We start from the raw sequence: 19,103 nt of genomic DNA, 5'->3' as shown, positions 1-19,103 counted from the left end.
TCCGAATCCGCTAAGCTTGTTGCTTCTGTCGATTTGGTGTGATCTTCCAGTCATTCAATGACACCGAGACGAAGTATGGATCCGGCTTGATCCTTGTTTCGGATTGCCAAACAATATCGAACTTCCCTTCCGAATTGATCCGGCCAATACGCGACCAGAGTTCCGTATGATGATTGTCCGGATCAATGCGCACCCGGCCTTGCGGCGCATCAAACTCCAATCCCGCCAAATGGCTGGCTATTGCTTCGGGTTCGTCTGTCTTGGCCAACGCCAACGCCTTTGCGTAAAGATGCACCTGGAAATATGCGGCTTCGGCACTGGCCGTAACAGGCGCATTCGCACCGAACCGCGCTTTGAATGCCGCAACAAAGCGCTTGGCATCCGGCGTATCCAATGTCTCGAAAAATGATGCAGACGTCAGATGACCGACGGCCACCTCCGGTAACATTTCTGCAACTTCCGCTTCTGTGGTTGTCAGGCTGGCTATGGGCATCACGTCTGTATCAAAGCCAGCTTCCTTATAGGCTTCATAGAGCAGTATCGCGCCGGTTCCCACAACCGTTGAAACCACCACGTCCGGTTTCAGTTTTTTGATCTGCTTGAAAACATGGTCAAAATCTTTTCGAACAGCGTCAACGGGAACATACATCTCGTCAACGATACTTCCGTTCGCCTGTATCACGAGGTCGGTAACAACCCTGTTATACTCATATGGAAATACATAGTTGGAGCCGACAAGGAGTATTCTCGTTCCGAAATTCTCGACGAGATATCGCGCTAATTGTACCGCGTTCTGGTTCGACGAAGACCCCGTGTAGAAGCACCGCTTTGAATACTCGAAACCCTCATAAAAAGTTGGATAAAACAGAAGACCTCTATAAGCCTCAACCTCGGGAAGCACCGACTTGCGTGCGGTAGACATGTAGCAACCGAAGATGTTGCGGATACCATCCTGGGTAAGCAAGCGCACGGCAAGATCCCGGTATTGCTTGGCCGAACACCCAGGATCATAAAAAACGGGCGCAATTTGCCGGCCCAGAACCCCACCGGAAGCGTTGATTTCTTCGGTGGCCAACAATGTCGCATTTGCCTCGGCAATTTCTGCTGCAGCAGTTACGCCACTGCGAGAAAACAACGCACCGATGCGCCAGTCATCACTTTTCATGCGAACATGCCATCTATGGGCGCCCAAGTCAGCAAATGCAGCCATACGCAAGCCGCGCGCGTAGATATTGCGCAGCTGAACTTGGAAACGCCACTGTTTCGAATATCAATGCAATATCGCGCTGGTCGCGAAATTGCAACGCATCAGAAGCATTTGAAATGAAGGTGCGCCCACGGCGGCAGGCCTCTCCTGACCCATATCGTCATGGCAGCAAGCCGGGATGAGCACCCACACTCGATGGAGGTTTGAGGCGGAAGCACCATCCAAGGCGAACGCGACTGACAACGCTATGATGACGCCGACACCTAATGCATGTCGCCCAAAAGTGTGCAGCGGTTTTTCAGACAACGACATGCACAAGAACAAAAGCTTGAAGCATCCTGCATGAACCCCTTTAGACGCGATGTGCTCTAGTGGAGAGGCTTTCACTCTGTGATGGCTGTAAAATCGGGTCGGGCTTGGACCCTACTTCGAGCAGGTCTCTCATGCTGATTGTAAAGTACAATTCGGCATTTCTATAAGAGCGAAAATCGCGCTGTCGATAACCCTGTGCCAACATCTGAAAGTGCAGCGAAAGCAGTTGCATTGCGCCCAACTGTATGAGGCTCCGGTCCAGTGAAAATTCACAGCCGATGAGAGTTCAGCACTCTCCAAACCCAACCGTAGAAACTACAATGTTTGATACCCCTTAGACTTCAAGCCTCGCGCGTGGCTATCCATATGCTCGCAATCTCATGAAAAGAATTCTGCTACCGATCTTGTTACCCAAAATCAGAATCTCAGAAAACCTAATACTATAACCCATTGAAATCATTGGTGGGTGTGTACGGGATCGAACCGTAGACCCGCTGATTAAGAGTCAGCTGCTCTACCAACTGAGCTACACACCCACGCCGCCGGAAAAACCAGCGTTGGCGCGCATATAACTGCCACTATCTGGCATGTCCAGCCCCGCGAAGCTATTTCGCGACAATTAGCCGAGCCCTGTCTACCTGACGCACCGCAGGCAGTGGATATATGACCCCGCTTCCCACTGGAAGCGATGAGGAAACAGCATCAAAGTGACACCTACTGTCTCACCAATGTCGAATGGCTTAAAGCACATCGCGTCTAAAGGGGTTCATGCAGGGTGCTTTAAGCCTTTGTTTTGCGCATGTCGTTGTCTAAAAAACCGCTGCACGCTTTCGGGCGACATGCACTAGATATAGAGGAGCCCCTGCGCGATCTTGACGGCATGGCCGCCAATGCGTGCACCGGTCAAAATTCCCCGTTCCACTTCCATTTCAAGCCGGATTTTTGAGGCACGCCCCATTTCGAGACCCTGCTCTATCCAAAGGCGCGAGATCCCCTCGCCCGGTCCATCGAAATGCATGATCGCTCCAGCAAAGGCCGCCGCCGCCGATCCTGTCGCGGGATCTTCGTAGGAAGGATTGCCGGGCACAAACATGCGCGCATGAAACGCGCTGTCATGGTTCACCGTCTCACGGCAGTAGACATAGGGGCTCGCAAACGCCCAGTCACTCTTGCGCGGGGCAAGTTCAGACCAGGCCTGATTGTCCAGCCGCGCTCTTGACGCCACTTCCAGATCGGCCACCGGGATCGTCACATAAGGAACACCGGCAGACCAATAGGATACACGGTGGTTTTCAAATCCGATCTCATGCGGGCCGAGCCCCAACGCCGCACCAATTGCGCTGGCATCCACCGAAAGTTCCATCGGCTCCGGCAATTTTGCCAGATCGAACTCGGCAAATGTTACGCTACCCACCTTGCTGACCGCACAGCGCACCGGCCCGATGTTTTCCTCCAGCACGAATATACCCGCCGCGCCGCAATCTTCTTCCAGCTCGGTAAGCGCAATGGCGCTGCCGACGGTCGGGTGTCCGGCAAACGGCATTTCATAGTCCGGTGTGAAGATGCGAATACGTGCCCGGTGGGCGTCATTGTCCGGTGCCAATACGAACACGGATTCGGAATAATTGAACTCCCGCGCGATTCGCTGCATGGCCGCTTCATCCAAGCCATCGCAATCGAGCACCACGGCCAATGGATTGCCGCTCATGCGCTCACAGGTAAACACGTCATAAATCAGGTAGTTGCGTCCCTGCATTGCCACAAATCCCATGTCTTGGCCCAAACATGGGCGAAATTTAATTTGAAATTCAAGCCATAAGCACTGATGTGTTGCTTATAGGGACGTAAGAAGCAGAATAGGGGTCCAGTGTGGACCAGATTGTCAATCCGCCAAAGGCGGAATCGGATTCCGCTATCGAAACGGCTCTTGGGCTTGACGGCACCGGTGCGGCCAAAAAGCGCCGAAATGTCTGGCTGTACACCTTCCTCACTTTGATTGTCATCGCGGCTTCTGTCATCGGCTACCAGTTTTATGCCGAGACTCCCGCCAAGATCGAATACACCACTACGCCCGCAGCACTTTCGGACCTGACCATCGAAGTGTCGGCGACGGGAACGCTTCAACCCCTCACGCAGGTCGATATTTCAAGCGAGTTGTCGGGCGTCGTCCGCTCGGTTCCAGTCAGCGAAAACCAGCAGGTCAAACGCGGCGACGTGCTCGCCGTTCTCGATACTTCCAAGCTCGAGGTCCAGATCGAACGTGCCAAGGCGTCTGCAAGGGCCGCGCAGGCCAAGGTCGATGATGCCAAAATCACGTTGAAAGAGAGCGAGCAGGCCTTCGTGCGCGCCACGGCCCTGACCAAGCGTGGCATGGCGACCGATCAGGCGTTGGAAGCCGCAACCGCCACTCGCGACCGCTCAGCCAGTGCTCTCGATAGCGCCGAGGCAAATCTCGCAATCGCCAATGCCGACCTCAAGGCCCAGCAAACCGACCTCGACAAGAGCACCATCTATGCACCCATCGACGGCATGGTTCTGACACGCTCCGTCGATCCCGGCCAGACTGTCGCCTCCTCCTTGCAAGCACCCATCCTGTTTGTCATCGCCGCAGACCTGAAAAAGATGGAGTTGAAGGCCGCGATCGACGAAGCCGACATTGGTACCGTCAAGCCGGGCCAACAGGCTCGCTTCACAGTGGATGCCTTTCCCGAGCGCGTATTCGATGCAGCTATCCGCGACATCTCTTACGCCTCCGTCACCACCGATGGCGTCGTCACCTACGACGCGCGCCTCGAAGTCGCCAATGACGAACTGCTGCTTCGCCCCGGCATGACCGCAACCGTCACCGTGGTCACCAGACAGGCAAACGATGTCCTTGCCGTTCCCTCGACCGCCTTTCGCTTTTCTCCTTCTGAAGCTCGGCAAGATCGTGGCTTCAGCCTGCTGAGCATGTTCACGGGCCGCATGCGCCGCTCAAGAGGTAACCGCCAGGCACAGCAGAACCAGAAGCCGGCAGACGGCACGCGCACGCTCTACGTGTTGAAGAATGGCTCGCCGCTTGCCGTCAATGTCAAAGTCGGTGCTACCAACGGCGAACTGACCGAGATATTGTCGGGCCTCGCTGAAGGCGATCAGGTCATCACGGCATCGCAGCAACAGGGTTAGGTCCAATGGCCGCGCCCGCACTCATCACCTTCGACGCGGTTTGGAAAACCTACGGTCAGGGCGAAACACAGGTTCACGCGCTCGCCGGCGTTGATCTGTCCATTGCGCCCGGCGAATTTGTCGCCATCATGGGGCCGTCAGGCTCGGGAAAGTCGACATCGATGAACATCATCGGCTGCCTCGACACGCCAACAGCAGGAACCTATTCCTTCAAAGGCGTCGATGCCGGTCGTCTCGACAGGAACCGGCGCGCACTCTTGCGCAACCTCTATGTCGGCTTCGTTTTCCAGGGCTACAATCTCTTGCCACGCACCACCGCAGCGGAAAATGTCGAACTGCCATTGATCTATCGCGGCGTCGCCGCCTCGAAGCGGCGTGAACTTGCCATGCGCGCCTTGGACGAAGTCGGTTTGCGCGGGCGCGAACATCACACACCAGCCGAACTTTCAGGCGGCCAGCAACAACGTGTGGCGATTGCGCGAGCTATTGTGACAAGACCGATGCTGTTGGTCGCGGATGAGCCAACGGGCAATCTCGACACCGCCCGCAGCCAGGAGATCATGCATCTTCTAACCCGCCTGAACACGGAACTCGGCCTCACCATCGTCATGGTCACGCACGAAGCCGACGTGGCAGAACATGCGCAACGCACCATCCGCTTCCTTGATGGCCGCGTCGAGTCCGACACCGCCAACAACGAGGCCGTGCCATCATGATTTGGGAAACCGTGCGCCTTGCCCTTCGTTCCGTTCGCCGCAATGCGCTGCGCTCGTTCCTGACGTTGCTCGGCATTGTCATCGGCGTTGCCGCCGTCATCGCCATGCTTACCATCGGGTCGGGCACCACGGCGAAGGTCAAGGCCGACATCGCCAAGCTTGGCTCCAACCTGCTGGTTGTGCGTTCCGGCCGCCCTCCCGGACGCGGTGGCCCGAGCGGACCCGATGTCGTCATTCGCCCACTCGATGGCAAAGATCTTGCTGCACTCACCAAACACCTGAACGGTGCGCGTGCCATTGCACCGGCATCGCAAAAACAGGTGCGGGTCATTTACGGCACTGAAAGCCTGACTGTTGGCGTCACCGGAACCGACAGTACGTTTCTGGAAGCGCGCGACTGGAAAATCGTCTCCGGCCGAACATTTTCAGAATCGGAAACCCGCAGCGGCACGGGTGTTTGCCTGATTGGAGAAACGGTTCGTCAGCAGTTCTTTGGCGCGGGCGATCCCGACGGCGAAATCATTCGCGTCAATCGAACCAATTGCAGGATTATCGGCCTTCTCGAAGCCAAGGGTTATACCGGCTTTGGGCAGGATCAGGACAATATCATCCTGATGCCGCTTGCCGCCTATCAGCGGCGCATTGCCGGCAACCGGAATATCGAAACCATCTATGTCGCAGCCGATGACGCCACCCCGACGAGCGTTTTGCAAACACGCGTCGAGGACATATTGCGCGACACGCGCCGCATCACGCCCGATCGGCAGGACGATTTTTCGATCCGCGACTTGACCCAGATCGCCGATACGATGGCCAGCGCCACCACCACCATGACCGGCATGTTGGGGGCCGTCGCCGGTGTCAGCCTGCTCGTTGGCGGCATCGGCATCATGAATATCATGCTGGTTTCGGTAACGGAACGGACGCGGGAAATCGGCATCCGCCTTGCCATTGGCGCACAGGAAAAACACATCCTCATCCAGTTTCTGGTTGAAGCAACCGTCCTGTCGCTTCTCGGCGGCATTATCGGCATCTTCCTTGGCCTGTCGCTGGCCGGAGCCGCATCGCTGTTTTTATTGATACCGTTTGCCCCGAGTCCGGCAATCATCATGCTCGCCGTTGGCTTTTCAGCATTGATTGGCATGGTGTTCGGTTTCTTCCTCGCCCTGCGCGGTGCCCGCCTCAATCCGATCGACGCACTAAGGCACGAATAGTCGCTATTCAGGCCGACGCCTGCTTGCCAGCACCGCCAAAATGCCAATCGACCAGCGGCCGCATGTGGGGCATGAGCCCCACAGGAATATCCAGCGCATTGCGGATAATGACCGGGCCTTCGATTTCCGGGGTGTCCTCGCCAGCGACATGGGCTTTGATCGTCCGGGCAATCTCATCGGCGGGTTGCGCCATGACATAGCGGCGAAAAATCACAATACCCGTTCCGCCCGCCAGCACATAGTACCGGCTGTCGCGCGTAGCCTGGTCAAGGTCGAGGCCGGTCTCTTCCTCGACTTCACGTTTCATGTTGAATTCGACGTCCACCAGCCCGTCGCGGAAATCGCATGGCTCGAATGATCCGGCGGCAAAATATACGCAACCGGCATTGACGGTATGTGGTGCCATTCTGATGGTAATGAGCGCGCCATCGCTTGAAACCAGCATCGCATGTGCAAATGCGTGTTCGGTTCCCGCCATTTCGCGGTTGTTGCGCCAATGCAGAAACGTCGCATAGCGCACCGGATGGCAAAGACCGGAAAGCCGCCCTTCGCGAAAGGCAAGCTGCGATAGCAAAACCACAGTGCCGTCGAATAGCGCGGGATTTTGCGCCACCTCGCATTCCCAATTAGCGGCAATCGCTTGCGCATTGTCGCGCTCGAAGGGATGCTGGCCGGGGTCCAGCCGCACGTCGATAATATCGACCGGTAAGATGACATCGCGCGGCAAATCGCAAATCACGCGTCGCAATCCCTCACACTATGTCCAGCGTCACCACCACGGGACAATGATCGGATGCCTTTGGACGGTCCCATCCCACGCGAGGAAAACGTTCGATCTCCTGCCCCGTTGGAAAAGGCGTGCGCCACGGTTGGCCATTGCGAATGATATCGGGAATGGCGCTCTCATTGCGGGCCGCCAAAGCTTTCGACACCAGAATATAATCAAGCTGGCACAGATGCCGCTCCTGCGGTCCGCGCGTGTGGTAAAGCGTCCAGCGATCCATTTCCGGGCGGCGCTCCACCACATTCTCGCAAAACCCACCGGCAAGCAGGACATTCAGGCAAGACTCGCTGTCATCGGCAACTTCGAAGCGATAGCCGTCATGCGCATCGCCGTCGATTTTCAGGCGTTGCCGGTAGTCGTTCATGTCTCCGCAGATCGCCCAGCGTTTGTTGGCGGCATGCTGCTTTCCAAACCGGTCTTCAATAATGCGGCGAACGGCCTGCGCCTCCGCGATGCGAACCGGCATTGTCGCCTCGCGGCCATCCATGCCGTTGCGCGGCGGCCCCATTGACTTGAAATGGACAAGATAGAGCGTCATCGGCAAGCCACCGATTTTCAGGTCTATTTCCAGGCAGTCACGCCGGAAAATGCGTTCATGCGCCTCCTGCCCCACGGCCGCGAGTTCCGGCGTGTGCAGCCCGAAATCATCGAAAGTCACATGCGCGTGGCTGGTCATTCGCACGAATTCGATTGGCTGGCCGTGCGCTGTCTCTTCGCGCATCATCAGTGCAACATCGATACCACGCGAGATCATTTCCGGCAGTGGTATATTTTTGCCGGTAGCCTTCCCCACCATCTTGAAAAGATAGCCATATTCAAAGGCTTTGAGCGCCTCCATATTATCGACTTCTTGCATGCAGATAATATCGGCGCGGGCAGCACCGATGGCCAATGCCGTCAACTGGCGGGTGTCGTCCGAATGCGCGATGGCGCGCGCCTGCTCAAGCGACCTGTATTCAGCTTCGCTCTTGATATCGAACAAGGATAGCGTTCGATCCTGGCGGGTTTGATTGCGGTAGCCGGAAAAATCGAACCTGTTCATCAGGTTCTCGACATTGAAGGTAGCAAGACGAAGCGACATGGTGTGACCATTGCCTGCAAGCGAAGCAGAATACAAGGGCACCCGAACACGGTTCCGTTAACTCAGGGAACCATCGCGTTCATCCCTCGTTCATTCTTAAAGCGCCATCGTGCCATGAAATCCTAGTGTGGTGGCGCGGGGCCAACAAACATTTGGAGCGTAAAATGAAACCATTTCTTTCATTCTCTGTGAAAGCAGGCCTGTCGGCCTTTTGTCTGGTTGGCGCGCTTTCAGCGCAATCGCTGGCCGGGCCGCTACCGGCATCGGCACCTGCCATTCCATTGGCCAACAGCGTCCAAACAGGCGTCATTCCTGTGCGTGAAGGCTGGGCAGGCAATAACCAGCAAGCAGAAAAGCGATGGCGCAAACGGCAATATCGTCAGGGCCGCCGGTTTCACCAACGGCAGCGACGCCATCGCAATTTCTATCGCGGTTCCGGCATCTTCTTCGGCCTTGGCCTCGGCGCGCCTGCTTATCGATATCATGTAGAACCCCGGCGTCACATTCGGCCGCGCCGCCTCTCCAATTCTCACGTCAACTGGTGCTATTCGCGCTATCGCTCGTATAGGGCATGGGACAATACGTTTCAGCCATATCACGGTCCGCGCAAGCCCTGTTACTCACCTTATCGGTGACGGGTTCATAGCCGCCACATCGTGAAATGACGCCGTTGGCAACGGCGTCATCAAACAGCTAATCGGTGAACTCGACACCCACATTGGTCATTGTGCGCCAACGCACCCGCACTGAACGCGATGCATCGGCACCGTTCACCTTCAGGTCGAAAAACGCCGGCACGGCAGAGGCGTCTCCGAATTCCAACAGCGCGCCACCCTCGCTATCATTGCGCACCACGCACTCCATCGCACCATACCCCTTGTTGAAGGTGAGCGTAGCGCCTTTCAATACGCGTCGCCGCGCGAACGCACGGCATTCGGCTGAAACGCCTGCATGGCCGTTCTGCTTGTCCCTGTTCATATCCATTTGCCTACGTCCTTGTCCCTGCCTCTGACAAAGCGATTTTCGTGCCAACATCGACGTTTCGAAATGGCACAGCTTGAAACGCGAAAACGCCGACGGATTTCTCCATCGGCGTGTGAACAAGTTTCGCCAGCCAATTGCGCGTAATCGGTAAATCCCAAAATTGCGCAGACTGGAATTCGTGGGTTTGCTCAGTTCTTGGCCTTGTCCACCAACTGGTTCTTCGCAATCCACGGCATCATGGCGCGGAGCTTGGCACCGACTTCCTCGATCTGATGCTCGTCATTGTTGCGACGGATACCCTTGAAGCGCGACATGCCTGCCCGGTATTCCTGCATCCATTCACTGGTGAATTTTCCGGTCTGAATGTCCTTGAGAACCCGTTTCATTTCAGCCTTGGTATCGGCTGTGATGATACGCGGACCCGAGACATATTCGCCCCATTCCGCCGTATTGGAGATCGAGTAATTCATGTTGGCGATACCGCCTTCATAGATCAGGTCAACGATCAGCTTCACTTCGTGCAGGCACTCGAAATACGCCATTTCGGGAGCATAACCAGCCTCCACCAGCGTTTCGAAACCAGCACGGATCAGTTCGACCAGACCGCCACAAAGCACGACCTGTTCACCGAACAGATCGGTTTCGCACTCTTCGCGGAAATTCGTTTCGATGATGCCGGAGCGACCGCCGCCAACGCCGCAGGCATAGGAAAGCGCCAGATCGAGCGCATTGCCCGATGCGTCGTGATTGACGGCAACCAGACATGGCACGCCGCCGCCCTTCTGGTATTCGCCACGCACCGTATGGCCGGGGCCCTTCGGCGCAATCATCACGACATCGATCGTATCCTTCGGCTCGATCAGGCCAAAATGCACATTGAGACCATGCGCGAAGGCAATCGCCGCACCGTCACGAATATTCGGAGCAATCTCGTTTTTGTAGATGTCGGCCTGCAATTCGTCGGGCGTCGCCATCATCATCAGGTCAGCCCACTTGGCCGCATCCGCAACGGTCATGACCTTCAGCCCGTCTGTTTCGACCTTCTTGGCGGTTGCCGAGCCAGCCTTGAGACCGACAGCTATCTCTTTCGCACCGGAATCCTTCAGGTTGAGCGCATGTGCCCTACCCTGCGAACCATAGCCGATAATGGCAACCTTCTTGCCCTTGATGAGATTGAGATCGGCATCGCGATCATAATAGACACGCATTCTGTTATCCTTCCCGTTTGATGTCAGTGGCCTTGCGGCCGTTCATTGCTCCATGAAGAGCGAGAAACTGTTGCGTCGCGCGCGCGGCATCGCCGTTGATCGTCGCCACAGTCAATTCCAGCCGGTCGCCAAGCAACAGGCGGATCTGCACGTCCCGGCCAACCAGCCCGAAGAATGTGCGAAACGCCGTCTCGGCGTCGTCAAAGGTGAGAAGCCCCGCCTGCCTGCCTGCTTCCAGCACCGGTTTCAGACGTCGAGCCAAGGCAAACCGTCCATTCTCAAGCACGATTGCACCGAGATTGTCCTTTCCCGATCCGGCGTGCCCGACTGCCACCCGGTTGAGCGCGACGGACGTGTCGCTTGCAATCACCTTGAGCCAATCTCGCGCAAACCCTTCTAGACTGGCCGTCAGCGAAACCAGGTCCAGCCCTGCCTGATCGAGCGGTGCCACCCGTACCTTGGAAGCCTGCCACTGGACGGTTGCCGTCAAAAGGCCATCTCGGCCACCAAACCATTTGTAGAGCGTTTCCTTCGAGCAGCTTGCCCGGCGCGCAACCGCCGTCATGGTGAGATTGTCACCTTCCTCGACCAACAGCCGCAAAGCAGCATTCAGCACGTCCATCTGGCGCGCCGTCAGCCTCTCTCCCACTTCGCTCTCGATCACCTGCAACACAAATCTTTCCAAAGGAAATGCAACATCGCCGACTCAGTACCGTACGTTACGGTTCGGTTTATGCCCGACTGTTAAAGCCAGCGCAAGCACTTCTCGTCGCAACGCCGAACCGCTCCGAATTTTTACTCAGTCTTGGGTGGAAAACCGCCCACTTCCCGGAACCGCGCTAAATCGCCACTTGTGTGCCAATTTCAACCACGCGCCCGGTCGGGATCTGGAAATATTCGGTCGCATCCGCCGCCGAGCGTGCCAATCCGATAAAGAGGCGGTCCTGCCACATCGGCATATTGGAGCTGGAAGAAGCCTTGAGCGAGCGCCGCGACAGGAAGAACGAGGTCGTCATGATATCGAATTTCCAGCCCTGCTTGCGGCACATGGCCAGCGCGCGCGGAATGTTTGGATGTTCCATATAGCCGAAATTCAGCGTCACCCGCATGAACAGCTCATTGACCGTTTCAAGCTTGACGCGCTCCTTATCCGGCACAGTCGGTTGTTGTGCCGTAACCACGGACAAGATGACGTTTTGTTCGTGCAACACCTTGTAGTGCTTGAGGCTATGCATCAGCGCAGTCGGTGCGCTCAAAGGGTCGCTTGTCAGGAAAACCGCTGTTCCTGCCACGAGCTGCGGCTTTTTCTTGAGAAGGTTTCCAGCCAGAAAGTCGAGAGGGATTTCGTTTCGCCTTGTCTTGTCGAACAGATGACGGCTGCCCTTGATCCACGTCACCATGATGAGAGCCATGATACAGGCCGCTCCGATGGATACCCAACCGCCATCGGCAATCTTGACGATATTCGCCAGGAAGAACCCGCTATCGATGATCCCGAACAGCACAACCAGCGAGAAGGCTGCTGCAAACTTCCACTTCCACAGCGACCGCATGACCACGAACAAAAGCACCGTCGTCATCAACATCTCGCCGGTCACCGAAATACCATAGGCCGACGCCAGCGAACTGGAACTGCCGAAGCCGACCACCAGAAGCATGACCGCGATGGCCAGAAGCAGGTTGACGCGCGGCATGTAGATTTGTCCCAGTTGCATCTCGGAGGTGTGTTGCACCTCGATGCGCGGCAAGAGATTGAGTTGCACGGCCTGTCGTGTCAGCGAAAAAGCACCCGAGATCACCGCCTGGCTGGCAATGACGGTCGCGGCCGTGGCCAGCCCCACCATCGGCGCGAGGCTCCATTCGGGCATCATTTCGAAAAACGGATTCTCCGGCTTGCCGCCATGCGCGAGAACGAATGCCCCCTGGCCAAAATAGTTGAGAAGCAGACAGGGAAAAACAATGGCAAACCAGGTCAGGACAATCGGCCGCCGGCCAAAATGGCCAAGATCGACATAGAGCGCTTCAGCCCCGGTAACAGCCAGAAACACCGCGCCAACGGTTACGAAAGCCACTTCCGGCTGCGATACCAGATAAGCCACGGCATAATAGGGGTTGATGGCAAACAGCACGGACGGGTCGTCCAGAAGGTGAAACAAGCCCGATGCGCCAAGCGCAACAAACCAGATCGCCATGATCGGGCCAAAGACGATCGCCACGCGCCCTGTGCCAAATCGCTGCACGGAAAACACAACAGCAAGGATCACCAAAGTAATCGGCACGACGTACGAATCGAGATTGGGCGTCACCACCTCGATACCCTCGACCGCCGACAAGACGGAGATGGCCGGCGTGATAATTGCATCACCAAAGAACAGCGCGGCACCGCAAAGGCCGATGCCAAGGATCATTTTTGATCCGGCAGGGTAAGCGCTTCGCGCCAGCGCCATCAATGATAGCGTACCGCCCTCGCCCTCATTGTCGGCTCTGAGCACGAACGCGACGTATTTTATCGTCACGACAATGGTCAGCGCCCACACAATCAGCGACAGCATGCCAAGCACATCGCTGCGCAGGGCCATGCCGGAAGATGCGTGCAACGCCTCGCGAAAGGCATAGATCGGGCTCGTTCCGATATCGCCATAGACGACACCAAGAGCACCCAGCATCAACACTTGTGTTGCCTGCTTCGTATGCTCGGACTGGCTCGTTTGTTCGACGGGCTCTGCCTCGCTATCGCTGTCGGCAAGGGCCATTGACAAGACTCCGTTAAGCGCGCGGTGCTCTACTCTTGCTGCAACGCAATATCAAGTCCCTTTGCGTAAGGGCTCTTATATCCATGACCCGCAAAAACCGCGTCACCAGCCGCAGGCCTTCAGGAATCTACCAATCGTCGCGGCCATGCCATACTCCAGCGCATCCGCTGTCAACCCGTGCCCGATAGACACTTCGCTCAGCGCCGGAACGCGTCCCATCAAGGCGGGCAGATTGCTCACGACCAGATCATGCCCAGCATTGACCTTTAACCCTGCCGCAATCGCCTCATCAGCCACTTTTCCCAGTCTTTCCAATTCCTTCGCCGCTTTTGTGGAATCGGAATGTGACTGCGCATAAGGCCCCGTATAAAGCTCGATCCGGTCCGCGCCCGTGTCTCGCGCTCCCTTAACGCCATCCATATCCGCATCGGAAAACAGCGAAACACGAAAGCCCGATTTCTTCAGACGCTTGACGATTGGTGTCAGGAACGCGCCCTGTTCGGCAAAGTTCCACCCGTGGTCGGACGTCGCCTGCGATGGGTCGTCGGGCACCAGCGTCACCTGCTCCGGTTGATGTTCTTCCACAAGGCGCAAAAACTCTTCTGTCGGATAGCCCTCGATATTGAATTCGGCCTCGGGGAACTCGTCATCGACGAGCGCCCGGATTTCCGGCAGATCGGAATAGCGCGTGTGCCGCTGATCGGGGCGCGGGTGTACCGTCAGCCCGTGTGCGCCTGCGCCAAGTGCAATGCGCCCCAGCCCTGTCACGCTCGGCCACGGCAGATCGCGCCGGTTGCGCAACATGGCGATGGCATTGAGATTGACCGACAGTTTCGCAGGCATTTCCAGCTCCAGATCGTTCGCGGAGCGCATCTATACTTGCCTTTGATGGGAACAGACAGGGGTTTTCTGTGTTCCAGATACACATAGAGTAAACGCCAGCGAAGGACACATCATGAATTTTCTCGATGAAGTTCCGGCAATTCGCCGTATTGAAACGACGAAAGACACCCTTTTTGCCATGGATATCGTCGGTCATGTCTCATCTGCCGATGCAGAAAATCTGTTCGGACTGCTGGAAGCCGCCTATGCGCTTCACCCGCAACTAGATGTTCTTGTGCGTCTATACGATCACGATGGTGTCGATTGGTTGCAAATCGACAAAGACACACTCGAACAGGGCAAGGCTTTGGCGGCTCGCCATATCAAACGCTGCGCCACCGTCGGAGAGCCCGACTGGACCGGTAACGTGATCGGCTTTTTCTCACCCGCATTGCCAACCCAACTCAGGCATTTCAAAGCTGAAGACGAGGCCGAGGCGTGGAAATGGCTGGAAGCACAACCAAGTGAAAAATAGCGACCAAGAGTCATCAAACGGAATGTAAATCAATAGCTTGCTGGCGTTTGTTGATTCGAGGAAAGCCATCTCAACGAACGATCGTCAACTGCTCCGCCGCCCGCGTGATCGCGGTATAAAGCCAGCGTTGGCGTGTTTCCTTGAAAGCCCAGCTCTCATCGAACAGCACGATGTTGTTCCACTGCGACCCTTGCGCCTTGTGTACCGTCAGCGCGTAGCCATAGTCGAAATCGTCAAATCGCTTCTTCTGCTGCCATGAAATTTCGGCATCAGGCGTTTCAAATGCGGCCTTTAACAGCTTGATCTTGGAAACACCGCGATCAGGATCGTCTTCTTCGGGCGAAACAAGAAGATTGATGCCCGGCTTCACCGTTTCGCGCGATGCCGTCATCACCTTCCACAATGAGCCGTTAAGCAAACCCTTGGCCGGATCGTTGCGAAGACACACCAGCTTGTCGCCGGCTTGCGGATAATTGGCGTTAAAACCTTTCAGTTCACGCAGCCGTTGATTGTAGCGCCGTCGGGTGCGGTTCGTACCCACAAGCACCTGATCCGCCTCGACCACCAGATCCTGTGTCACGTCCTCCTTGCCGATCACTTGCGCCGCGCCATAGTCGCCACGGACAAACTCGCGCCCCTCTCGCACATCGAGAGCCAGGCGGATAATCGGATTGTCGCGAGCCTGCCGGTGAATTTCGGTCAGCAGGAAATCCGGCTCATATTCGGTAAAGAACCCACCTCCTGAAATCGGCGGCAACTGCCCCGGATCGCCCAGCACGAGGATCGGCGTTCCAAAACTCATCAGATCGCGGCCAAGCTGCTCATCGACCATCGAACATTCATCGATGATGACAAGCGCGGCACGCGAGATCGGACTTTGACGGTTCAGCGAAAACGTCGGCGACATCGAGGTCTTGCCCGTCGCCTCGTCTTCAATGGCTTCCTCGCCGCGCGGACGATAGATCAGCGAATGGATGGTGCGGGCATTGACGGCCCCTTTTGAGCGCAACACCTGTGCCGCCTTGCCGGTGAAAGCCGCAAACTGAACCTGCCCGTCGACATGCTCGGCAAAATAGCGCGCCAAGGTCGTCTTGCCGGTGCCTGCATAGCCAAACAGCCGGAAAAGCTGCGGCTTTCCGGCTTTCAGCCATTTCGCTACCTGCTTCAGCGCATCGTCTTGTTGAGGAGAAAATTCCATATGAAGGTGAGACAGGATTCGGTGACTAAAGGCAAGTTCACTCGATGCTCATTGCCTGCACGCTGCCCGGGTCGTTCTCCAGAAGGATCGGCTTGCCATGCGGCGTCGCATGTGCCGCGCGCTCCCACGCAGCACTCAACACGTCGATCTCGACCCTCCCGGCCACCCCCTTGGCGGCAAGCAGCTTTTCAAGGGCTGCAAGCCAATGCTGGTAATAGTCGTGGCCGTCTGCCGCGGCAGCAGGCGTTTTGACCTCGCTCGAAAGTGCCTGTGCCCACTCCGCCCATGTAAACAGGCCACTTTGGTGCAATGCCACGGTCATGGCGAAGGCTTGCGCCTGCCACGGCTCATCGAAGACCGGCGCCTCCGCTACAACGCCCTCATGCAGGTTCAAGATAACTCTCCCAGGCGTCGATAGAGACAGTCAGCGTCGGGTCAGCCTCCTCGCCCCAAATTTCCACACCGTCAAACACCACCGTATAAATCCGCTGCGGGGCCTCGCCCGCGCCATGCGCATTGCTGTCGGGAAAGACGAAACCTTCGCGCACAGCCTCAACGACCCCCTGCCGCGCTCTGGCATAGCGTGGCAAACGCGTGTGGCCGACAGGATTGAAATTCTTCGCTCGAACACGGTCGCCCACTTTGTAACGCGCGGGCGTGTCAATCGGCCGGTCGCACGGCCCACCTCTGGCAAGCACAGCGGGCACATCCTGCGCTTTCAAAACCCGCTTCGTCGTAGCCGTTGCATTAACTGCCTTGCCAGCCGCCAGATCGGCGTTGCTGACGAACCCATGGCGCACAAGCAGCGTCTCCAGCGCCTTGATCCATATCTGGTAATAGCTTGAGGAATAATAGTCCGAAGGAGCGAGTGATTCCCGCGCATGGCGGCTTTCATCAAGGTTCCAGGCCCCAAGAGCACCTGCGCAAAGCGTCACCCCAAGCGCGCGTTTTTCCCATTCGCCATGAAAGACCGGTTCATCCTTTTCCGGCGCAACCGGGCCAAATCCCATCTGGCCGCCAAGATCGTGCGGCCCGTTCATGCTGCCGGCCTCGCCAGTCCCGTGCCGATCATCGAATCGCGCGTTACCAGTTCAGCCAGTTCTTTTTCGCCAAGCCCTTCGGTGCCGTCGGGCCGTAGCGGCACGACGAGATAGCGGAGTTCCGCAGTTGAATCCCACACGCGGATCTTCATGTCTGCGGGCAGCACAACGCCAAACTCCTCCAGCACGCCGCGCGGGTCGATGACGGCACGGCTGCGATAGGCAGGTGCCTTGTACCAGGCCGGAGGCAAGCCCAGAACCGACCAGGGATAGCAGGAGCAAAGCGTGCAAACGACAAGGTTATGCGTGTCCGGCGTATTGAACGCGGCCTGCATATGTTCACCTTGCCTGCCGGTAAACCCAAGCGAGGCAATTGCCGCCGTCGCGTCACGCTTCAACCAATCGGCAAAACCGGCATCGCTCCACGCCTTGGCAACGACCTTTGCGCCATTGCGGGGGCCGACCTTGGTTTCATAAGTATCGACGATGACATCGATTGCCGTGGGGTCAATCAACCGCTTTTGCGTCAGGATGGTCTCCAAAGCGCGCACCCGTGCGGCGAATGGATCAAGTTCATTGTCGTGGTCATGGTCATGAGACATCGTGAAAACCTATTCCCGGATGTTCAGGCGTTCAAGAAGGAGGCAATCGCCGCCTCCGAAATTTACCGTATCATCGGCCACAGCGTTGCCGCCAGCAGGATACCCATCAAAATGTTGAACCATTTCAGCCGCACCGGGTCGGACAGAAAGCCACGCAATGCAGTACCAAAGCCCGCCCATACGGACACGCTCGGAAAATTCACCACACCGAATGCCGTGGCAACCAACACCACCGATAGAAACGGCCTTTGCGGATTGGTGAAGAGTGCCATCGCGGTGACCGCCATCACCCAGGCTTTCGGATTGACCCATTGGAATGCAACAGCATCGAGCACGCTCATCGGATGCGCCTGGCTCTCAGCCTTTCCTGCAACTGATCGGGAGGTGGCGATTTTCCACGATAGATAGAGCAGATAAGCACCACCTGCGACCTTCAATGCTGTGCTCAGAAATGGAAAGGCCAGCAACACCGCACCAAGACCGAACCCAACGGCAAGCAGCAATATGACAAACCCGACACCAATGCCCACCATGTGCGGAATGGTACGAGCGAACCCGAAATTAACCCCGGACGACAACAGCATCAGATTGTTCGGGCCCGGTGTAATCGAGGCCACCAAAGCATAGACCATCAAGGCAAGGAGTGTGTCGAATGTCATCGGCGCGCATCCATTTATTGCATGCCGCCCAAAACTGTGCAGCGGTTTTTCAGGCAACGACATGCACAAAAACAAAGGCTTAAAGCACCCTGCATGAATCCCTTAGAACGCAACGTGCTTTAGGTCAGCATTATTGCCATATTTTCCGAATGCATGAAATTTCCAGATCGCAAATATCTGTAGACCAACAGGCTTCGGCAAAACCCGACAGTCTGTGCGCGTTACATCCCCTGTGCACCGCGGTTCATCGCGGCAACGCCGGTCCGGCAGATTTCTTCAAGGCCGAGCGGTCGCATGATCGCAATGAACTGATCGATCTTCGTACCCTTGCCGGTGATCTGGAAGATGAAGTGTTCGGTATTGGCATCTACCACATGCGCGCGAAACGCGTCGGCAAGCCTCAACGCCTCGACACGGGCATCGCCGGTACCTGCAACCTTCACCAGCGCAAGTTCACGCTCCAGCGGACGATCCTGCCCCAGTTCATGGGCGCGAACCGTCAGGTCGACCACCCGATGCACCGGAACGATGCGCTCCAGCTGATGCTTGATCTGTTCCAGCACATGCGGCGTGCCTCGCGTCACGATGGTGATGCGTGACAGATGTTGTTCGTGCTCGGTTTCCGAAACGGTCAGGCTCTCGATATTGTAGCCGCGCCCGGAAAACAAACCGATGACCCGCGCCAGCACGCCCGGTTCGTTGTCCACCAATACCGATAGCGTATGGGTTTCGGGTATTTCGGTTTCCTTGGCGATGAAATAGGCCGATCCGGTGGGTTGAAGCTGCGCGTTCATATTTGAATCTCGATCTTGAGGTCTTGAGC

The 19,103-nt window shown here is 56.8% G+C and carries 20 protein-coding genes and 1 tRNA gene; 5 read left to right on the top strand and 16 right to left on the bottom strand.

Annotated features, from left to right (window positions below; translation table 11 throughout):
- Positions 1-10 precede the first annotated feature (10 nt).
- The 3 genes from AC0L7S_RS14365 to AC0L7S_RS14355 all read right to left on the bottom strand — a co-directional run bounded on the left by AC0L7S_RS14365 (position 11) and on the right by AC0L7S_RS14355 (position 3,275).
- Positions 11-1,165, bottom strand: a complete 1,155-nt coding sequence (locus tag AC0L7S_RS14365; RefSeq protein WP_473471666.1) for a transporter substrate-binding domain-containing protein — start codon at positions 1,163-1,165, stop codon at positions 11-13.
- 814 nt (positions 1,166-1,979) lie between these two features.
- A tRNA-Lys gene (locus AC0L7S_RS14360) sits at positions 1,980-2,055 on the bottom strand.
- A gap of 308 nt (positions 2,056-2,363) precedes the next feature.
- Positions 2,364-3,275, bottom strand: coding sequence for a PhzF family phenazine biosynthesis protein (locus AC0L7S_RS14355; protein WP_473471665.1), 912 nt, complete (start codon positions 3,273-3,275; stop codon positions 2,364-2,366).
- 113 nt (positions 3,276-3,388) lie between these two features.
- On the opposite strand from AC0L7S_RS14355, the gene AC0L7S_RS14350 reads away from it, so the two are divergent.
- Genes AC0L7S_RS14350 through AC0L7S_RS14340 form a run of 3 tightly spaced genes read left to right on the top strand, consistent with a single transcriptional unit; the run spans position 3,389 to position 6,614 of the window.
- On the top strand, positions 3,389-4,684 hold the full coding sequence (locus AC0L7S_RS14350; RefSeq protein ID WP_473471664.1) for an efflux RND transporter periplasmic adaptor subunit: 1,296 nt from the start codon (positions 3,389-3,391) through the stop codon (positions 4,682-4,684).
- A gap of 5 nt (positions 4,685-4,689) precedes the next feature.
- Positions 4,690-5,400: an ABC transporter ATP-binding protein gene (locus AC0L7S_RS14345; RefSeq protein ID WP_473471663.1), complete on the top strand. Its 711-nt coding sequence runs from the start codon at positions 4,690-4,692 to the stop codon at positions 5,398-5,400.
- Complete coding sequence (locus AC0L7S_RS14340) at positions 5,397-6,614, top strand: ABC transporter permease (RefSeq protein ID WP_473471662.1); 1,218 nt, start codon at positions 5,397-5,399, stop codon at positions 6,612-6,614. Before AC0L7S_RS14345 ends, AC0L7S_RS14340 begins: the two co-directional genes overlap by 4 nt.
- Positions 6,615-6,621: 7 nt before the next feature.
- On the opposite strand, the gene AC0L7S_RS14335 is transcribed toward AC0L7S_RS14340, so the two are convergent.
- Entirely contained in the window at positions 6,622-7,353 is a 732-nt protein-coding gene (locus tag AC0L7S_RS14335; protein ID WP_473471661.1) for a hypothetical protein, read from the bottom strand.
- Positions 7,354-7,366: 13 nt separating this feature from the next.
- Complete coding sequence (locus AC0L7S_RS14330; RefSeq protein WP_473471660.1) at positions 7,367-8,479, bottom strand: endonuclease/exonuclease/phosphatase family protein; 1,113 nt, start codon at positions 8,477-8,479, stop codon at positions 7,367-7,369.
- Positions 8,480-8,643: 164 nt separating this feature from the next.
- On the opposite strand from AC0L7S_RS14330, the gene AC0L7S_RS14325 reads away from it, so the two are divergent.
- Positions 8,644-9,114: a BA14K family protein gene (locus AC0L7S_RS14325; protein WP_473471659.1), complete on the top strand. Its 471-nt coding sequence runs from the start codon at positions 8,644-8,646 to the stop codon at positions 9,112-9,114.
- A 58-nt stretch (positions 9,115-9,172) separates the two neighbouring features.
- Here the strand turns inward: AC0L7S_RS14325 and AC0L7S_RS14320 are convergent, their stop codons facing one another.
- From AC0L7S_RS14320 to AC0L7S_RS14300, 5 genes are all read right to left on the bottom strand, one after another.
- Positions 9,173-9,463 (bottom strand): PilZ domain-containing protein, encoded by a 291-nt coding sequence (locus AC0L7S_RS14320; RefSeq protein WP_473471658.1) that lies wholly within the window; start codon positions 9,461-9,463, stop codon positions 9,173-9,175.
- A 188-nt stretch (positions 9,464-9,651) separates the two neighbouring features.
- Positions 9,652-10,671 carry a ketol-acid reductoisomerase gene (gene ilvC, locus AC0L7S_RS14315; RefSeq protein ID WP_473471657.1) on the bottom strand — a complete coding sequence of 340 codons (1,020 nt, stop codon included), beginning with the start codon at positions 10,669-10,671 and terminating at the stop codon, positions 9,652-9,654.
- A 4-nt stretch (positions 10,672-10,675) separates the two neighbouring features.
- Positions 10,676-11,293: a TetR/AcrR family transcriptional regulator gene (locus tag AC0L7S_RS14310; RefSeq protein ID WP_473474304.1), complete on the bottom strand. Its 618-nt coding sequence runs from the start codon at positions 11,291-11,293 to the stop codon at positions 10,676-10,678.
- A gap of 217 nt (positions 11,294-11,510) precedes the next feature.
- Positions 11,511-13,424, bottom strand: coding sequence for a potassium transporter Kup (locus tag AC0L7S_RS14305; protein WP_473471656.1), 1,914 nt, complete (start codon positions 13,422-13,424; stop codon positions 11,511-11,513).
- Between the two features lie 102 nt (positions 13,425-13,526).
- On the bottom strand, positions 13,527-14,267 hold the full coding sequence (locus tag AC0L7S_RS14300; protein WP_473471655.1) for a pyridoxine 5'-phosphate synthase: 741 nt from the start codon (positions 14,265-14,267) through the stop codon (positions 13,527-13,529).
- A gap of 112 nt (positions 14,268-14,379) precedes the next feature.
- Here AC0L7S_RS14300 and AC0L7S_RS14295 point away from each other — a divergent pair, with 112 nt between their 5' ends.
- Positions 14,380-14,781, top strand: a complete 402-nt coding sequence (locus tag AC0L7S_RS14295; protein WP_473471654.1) for a SpoIIAA family protein — start codon at positions 14,380-14,382, stop codon at positions 14,779-14,781.
- Between the two features lie 70 nt (positions 14,782-14,851).
- Here the strand turns inward: AC0L7S_RS14295 and AC0L7S_RS14290 are convergent, their stop codons facing one another.
- The 6 genes from AC0L7S_RS14290 to ilvN form a co-directional block, all read right to left on the bottom strand.
- Positions 14,852-15,979 (bottom strand): ATP-dependent DNA helicase, encoded by a 1,128-nt coding sequence (locus AC0L7S_RS14290; RefSeq protein ID WP_473471653.1) that lies wholly within the window; start codon positions 15,977-15,979, stop codon positions 14,852-14,854.
- Between the two features lie 37 nt (positions 15,980-16,016).
- Entirely contained in the window at positions 16,017-16,373 is a 357-nt protein-coding gene (locus tag AC0L7S_RS14285; protein ID WP_473471652.1) for a nitrile hydratase accessory protein, read from the bottom strand.
- Positions 16,360-17,019: a nitrile hydratase subunit beta gene (gene nthB / locus AC0L7S_RS14280; protein ID WP_473471651.1), complete on the bottom strand. Its 660-nt coding sequence runs from the start codon at positions 17,017-17,019 to the stop codon at positions 16,360-16,362. Before nthB ends, AC0L7S_RS14285 begins: the two co-directional genes overlap by 14 nt.
- Entirely contained in the window at positions 17,016-17,621 is a 606-nt protein-coding gene (gene nthA, locus AC0L7S_RS14275) for a nitrile hydratase subunit alpha (protein ID WP_473471650.1), read from the bottom strand. Before nthA ends, nthB begins: the two co-directional genes overlap by 4 nt.
- A gap of 62 nt (positions 17,622-17,683) precedes the next feature.
- Positions 17,684-18,280, bottom strand: coding sequence for a LysE family translocator (locus AC0L7S_RS14270; RefSeq protein WP_473471649.1), 597 nt, complete (start codon positions 18,278-18,280; stop codon positions 17,684-17,686).
- 221 nt (positions 18,281-18,501) lie between these two features.
- Entirely contained in the window at positions 18,502-19,074 is a 573-nt protein-coding gene (ilvN, locus tag AC0L7S_RS14265; RefSeq protein WP_473471648.1) for an acetolactate synthase small subunit, read from the bottom strand.
- Positions 19,075-19,103: the final 29 nt, after the last annotated feature.

The organism is Mesorhizobium sp. G2-6-1 (assembly GCF_055809095.1).
This window is presented reverse-complemented; position numbering and strand designations above follow the sequence as displayed.

Coding starts and splice junctions, on each gene's coding strand:
- AC0L7S_RS14345 (WP_473471663.1), top strand. CDS start 4,690: ATGGCCGCGCCCGCACTCATCACCTTCGACGCGGTTTGGAAAACCTAC.
- AC0L7S_RS14365 (WP_473471666.1), bottom strand. CDS start 1,165: ATGAAAAGTGATGACTGGCGCATCGGTGCGTTGTTTTCTCGCAGTGGC.
- ilvN (WP_473471648.1), bottom strand. CDS start 19,074: ATGAACGCGCAGCTTCAACCCACCGGATCGGCCTATTTCATCGCCAAG.
- AC0L7S_RS14290 (WP_473471653.1), bottom strand. CDS start 15,979: ATGGAATTTTCTCCTCAACAAGACGATGCGCTGAAGCAGGTAGCGAAA.
- AC0L7S_RS14300 (WP_473471655.1), bottom strand. CDS start 14,267: ATGCCTGCGAAACTGTCGGTCAATCTCAATGCCATCGCCATGTTGCGC.
- AC0L7S_RS14310 (WP_473474304.1), bottom strand. CDS start 11,293: ATGGACGTGCTGAATGCTGCTTTGCGGCTGTTGGTCGAGGAAGGTGAC.
- AC0L7S_RS14320 (WP_473471658.1), bottom strand. CDS start 9,463: ATGGATATGAACAGGGACAAGCAGAACGGCCATGCAGGCGTTTCAGCC.
- nthB (WP_473471651.1), bottom strand. CDS start 17,019: ATGAACGGGCCGCACGATCTTGGCGGCCAGATGGGATTTGGCCCGGTT.
- AC0L7S_RS14270 (WP_473471649.1), bottom strand. CDS start 18,280: ATGACATTCGACACACTCCTTGCCTTGATGGTCTATGCTTTGGTGGCC.
- nthA (WP_473471650.1), bottom strand. CDS start 17,621: ATGTCTCATGACCATGACCACGACAATGAACTTGATCCATTCGCCGCA.
- AC0L7S_RS14295 (WP_473471654.1), top strand. CDS start 14,380: ATGAATTTTCTCGATGAAGTTCCGGCAATTCGCCGTATTGAAACGACG.
- ilvC (WP_473471657.1), bottom strand. CDS start 10,671: ATGCGTGTCTATTATGATCGCGATGCCGATCTCAATCTCATCAAGGGC.
- AC0L7S_RS14355 (WP_473471665.1), bottom strand. CDS start 3,275: ATGCAGGGACGCAACTACCTGATTTATGACGTGTTTACCTGTGAGCGC.
- AC0L7S_RS14325 (WP_473471659.1), top strand. CDS start 8,644: ATGAAACCATTTCTTTCATTCTCTGTGAAAGCAGGCCTGTCGGCCTTT.
- AC0L7S_RS14330 (WP_473471660.1), bottom strand. CDS start 8,479: ATGTCGCTTCGTCTTGCTACCTTCAATGTCGAGAACCTGATGAACAGG.
- AC0L7S_RS14340 (WP_473471662.1), top strand. CDS start 5,397: ATGATTTGGGAAACCGTGCGCCTTGCCCTTCGTTCCGTTCGCCGCAAT.
- AC0L7S_RS14305 (WP_473471656.1), bottom strand. CDS start 13,424: ATGGCCCTTGCCGACAGCGATAGCGAGGCAGAGCCCGTCGAACAAACG.